Below are 3226 nucleotides of genomic sequence, written 5' to 3'. Positions count from 1 at the left end.
ACTACTACTAACGTAATCACCTATTCTATTTCATTAATCATTAATATATTTTTTATTTTTATACACAAACTCTTCTAAAAAAGCTTTTTACTTCTTGAATTCTTTTCCAATTCTAATAACAATTTTATATAAACTTCTCATAATACTAAGTACCATTTGTCGAGAATCTTCCAAGAGTTTACTTACATCATTAGCCTTAGTCTCTTGTTCATATTTTTGTAAAATAATCTTTTTATAACCTGCTCTTTAGAACAAACTCCATTAAAAAAGGGCTATTCAACCCTTTAATTTAAAAATTTCTTCTTCACATTTCCTCATATTCAGGCTCAAGCAAGTCTTTAATATCAAATAATAGTTTTCGCATATTATCAGACGTCTGCATAAAATAACCCATAAAATTCACAAATGCATACCCAACTAATGGATGTCTCTCTTCAAACATACCTGCCAGGTCTTCTAAACATCTTGCAATCGCATGGCTTGGCATTCGATTTCTTTCATTTATCATCTGCTTTAACAATGAATCTATAGCACCAATCTTTGCTACAGCTGCCTCAGCGTTATCATCCTCTTGTAAAAACATCAATCTTTCATCCATAATCTCATCTAAAGCTTCTCTTAACATATAGGTAATCTTGTATGAAGACAAAAGAAAATTCTCATTTAACTTTTCATATCTTTTATCCTTAGATAATTCAATACACTCAAAAATTTGCTTTAATACAGAGACAGTATGATAATCAAGATTATGAAACCCTAAAGTATGAAAAATATAGTCTAGTTTATCATTTCTTATATCATCCTCTGTTATTTGATCTCTTATTACGCAATTTGCAAGTAAAAATCTAAGAAACAATTTCCTATCAGGATACTGATCCTCCAATAATTCCAGACACTTTCTTTCTTCATCTGCAATCATTCTTCTTGCTTGGTTTACTCTACCAACAAGTCTATTCATAAAAAAAACACGATTTGCTTTAATAGAATCCTCAACTTGCATTATTTTTAACTCTTTTACATATGAATTTGCTATCATATGCAAATCCTTTCTATTTAAATCTTTCACTACAGGATACTTGGTTACTAAAAAAGGACTCGGATTATCTTCAATTCCTAATAAAAAATCCTCCAGCAAAATCCCATGTCGTAATCTAATCTTCTTTATAGATCTTAAAAATCTACGATCACCTACATCGAAATCGATTGTATCAAGTATGTTTATCAAACTATTATCATTAATGTCACTAACAAACTTCTTTCTTAATTCATATCTATCATAAACACTTGAAATTACCTCTGATAATCCGGAGACTATTGGCATAGCACCTATAACACTTTCTAATAAACCTGCATCACTGCTTGGCTGAAAACCACCATCATCATCTTGTGACGGCCTTATAGGCTCCTGAGCACAAGACATCAAAACTGCAATACATAAACATAACAATACATTCTTTCTTATCACATATTACTCCTTTTTATAAAAAAATTTATACATACACTTCATATAATCAATAAATAATTGTTCTAATATTTCTTTAAAATCCAATAAATATTTATATCTTATTTAAGATAGCAATAATAGCATTATTAGCTTTCTCTACTTCCTTTACTACACTATTCAGTGTCGCCTCATAACCATCTGTTATTATTTGATTTTTTATTGCTACTAATTTCTGCTTTTCGATTTCAAGTAAAACAAATTGTTGTTTTAGTGTACTTAGATCCTCAAGCTCTAACTTATCAAGATTAGCTTCTTTATCTTTGAGATTTTTAAATGAGCTTAAGTAATATAATTGAGAAAATCTTTCTAATATTTCAAAAACACGTTTTAAATGCTCTATCCTCAATCCATAATACAAAACATCTTCATCATCCTCACTAAAAATAACATACTTAGACAAAATTTCGCCAACGAATTTAAGATCTTCATGTTTATAATCAAAAGCTAAGTAAATTAAACCTCTTCGTTTAACACGACTTTCATCACTTGACAAATAATCAATAACACCCGTAAATGCTTTAAATACTTTCTGCATACCATACATATCACCAGGTTCAGGAGCATTATGAGCGTTAAATATTCTGTTAATTTCATCTGAACTAGCTATATTGTGTAACTCATGAATTAATTCTGCTGCTTCTGCATCATTACTAATACTCTGTAAATTAGCACCATTACTAGGATCTGAAAGCCTAGCATATCTCTCTTGAACACTAACACTGATATCGCTATAATAATCTTTCAATAATCTTAAGTATTCTTCTATCGCTCTCAATAATCTATCCTGCAAGTTATCTTTTACATTTGGATCTTGAATACCATCAATAGATGCCTGTGATTCACTCATAAAACTTCGATGTTCAGAAATATTGTCCATCATTTCTTTAACTTGATCAGCACCTAATTGAGACAAGAAATCATGAAATGTATTATTACTATATGTTTTAGCATCATCAACCAATGCCTTTCTTAAATATTCAGCTGCCTCCCTCTGATCTTCAGATAGATTAAATGTATCAAGCAATTCATCAATTGATTTAACCTCCTCACCCATTATTCTTTCTGGGAAAACACCACCTGAATGCACACCTACAGGAGGAGAATTTTGAGTTTTACAACTTAATAATACTATTGATACTATTATTAATAGTATTAAACTATAATATATTAACTTCATATTTTAATATCTCCTTTTAAAATTAAAAACAATGCAAGATATTTATATATCATTTAAATGGCACTACTAAAAATAACAGTACTTGCCTTAATTATTTTTAGTGTATAAATTTAGTTTCATTTATATAATCTTTAGACCTAAACATAAATATAAAATAATAATATCTATTTTTTCTAAAACAAACTATATTGAACTTACCTCTTCTCTTAGATATTTATAACTATAGATAATCAATGAAAAACTTATAAAAAAACTTTATTTTTCAAAATAATTCTCATATACCATACATACAAACCGCAAATATTGGCTAATAAGATTATTATCTTTTAAACAATATTATTAATTATTAAAATTAATCAATATTGTATTAATATTATATATTAATTATATTCAAAAATCAAGAATAAAAAATAGTTTAAAGAAAATTCAATATTCCTACTTAGTAACACTAATATAGATAAATTTACTAAAAATCATTATTAGAGATTGAAAATTGATAACGATTTTTTGAGCTAATTAACAATCTATTTACTATGACACAGCAT

2 protein-coding genes are annotated in these 3226 nt (G+C 27.7%); both read right to left on the bottom strand.

Features of this window, described 5'->3' with window-relative positions; genetic code table 11:
- Window positions 1–304: 304 nt before the first annotated feature.
- Window positions 305–1465, bottom strand: coding sequence for a hypothetical protein (locus U881_RS0105500; RefSeq protein WP_024653598.1), 1161 nt, complete (start codon window positions 1463–1465; stop codon window positions 305–307).
- A gap of 91 nt (window positions 1466–1556) precedes the next feature.
- A complete protein-coding gene (locus U881_RS0105495) occupies window positions 1557–2681 on the bottom strand; it encodes a BTA121 domain-containing protein surface lipoprotein (RefSeq protein ID WP_024653597.1) in 1125 nt (374 codons plus the stop codon).
- Between the last annotated feature and the right edge of the window lie 545 nt (window positions 2682–3226).

It is taken from the genome of Borrelia persica No12 (genome assembly GCF_000500045.1).
Lineage (GTDB): Bacteria > Spirochaetota > Spirochaetia > Borreliales > Borreliaceae > Borrelia > Borrelia persica.
This window is presented reverse-complemented; position numbering and strand designations above follow the sequence as displayed.

Bases quoted from the DNA above. Each gene is read 5' to 3' on its own strand.
- U881_RS0105495 (WP_024653597.1), bottom strand. From the start codon at position 2,681: ATGAAGTTAATATATTATAGTTTAATACTATTAATAATAGTATCAATA.